We start from the raw sequence: 776 nt of genomic DNA, 5'->3' as shown, positions 1-776 counted from the left end.
GGAAAATATTGGAAGTAACGGTGTCTACGATCCGCATGGTTCTCATCAACCGGGGAGAACGGGTCAAGGGAACCATAGTTGCTTTTTTCGATAGCGGCTTATGGCTCTTGATAACCGGGACTGTTCTGGATGGGTTCCAGGAAGACCCCATGAGGATGATTGTTTTTGCTCTTGCTTTTGCCGTCGGCAATTACATGGGCTCGTGGTTCGAGGACAAGCTTGCCTTCGGCCTCAGTTCGATCCAAGTCATCGTGCCTGAAGGGCCGTCGAGTGTTGAGCTGGCGGACACCCTTCGCAAGGACAACTTTGCGGTGACTGTCGTAAAGGGTACGGGCCGCAACGGCAACCGTGACATTTTGATGCTGCATCTCAAACGCAAGCGTATTGCAGAGGCGGTAAACCTTGTAAACACCATGTTGCCCGGGGCCGTTGTCGTAGTCAACGACTCCAAGATCATCAGTGGTGGATACATTTCCAGAAAATAGGAACGCTTACGGCAAAGCAGGGGACTTGAACCATTGCTTGGTGTCAGCTGGCTGCCGGGATGAATACGTCCTCACATGCAAACTTTCCAAGAAAGCGGGAGATCTGGGGAACCTCAATACGATTACGAACACGCTTCAGTACTTGGTGAGTATCTTGAGTAAAAAACTAGGATATAAGTACCATGGAAGCCGTAAAAAGCGAGGAGGCAGTGTATGAATACAACCCATGCCACATTGTCAAATGAGCAACAGACAACACTCCTTGCCCTGCTCAAGGCGAGGTTTCTTCAG

Annotated in this window: 1 protein-coding gene; it reads left to right on the top strand. The window is 50.3% G+C overall.

What is annotated here, in order from left to right; genetic code table 11:
- Positions 1–485: DUF2179 domain-containing protein (locus B3F49_RS00020; RefSeq protein WP_293908435.1), on the top strand; the 485-nt coding region annotated here is incomplete at its 5' end.
- Positions 486–776: the final 291 nt, after the last annotated feature.

Origin of the sequence: Sphaerochaeta sp. UBA5836, from assembly GCF_002432845.1 — a bacterium.
Taxonomy (GTDB): domain Bacteria; phylum Spirochaetota; class Spirochaetia; order Sphaerochaetales; family Sphaerochaetaceae; genus Sphaerochaeta.
This window is presented reverse-complemented; position numbering and strand designations above follow the sequence as displayed.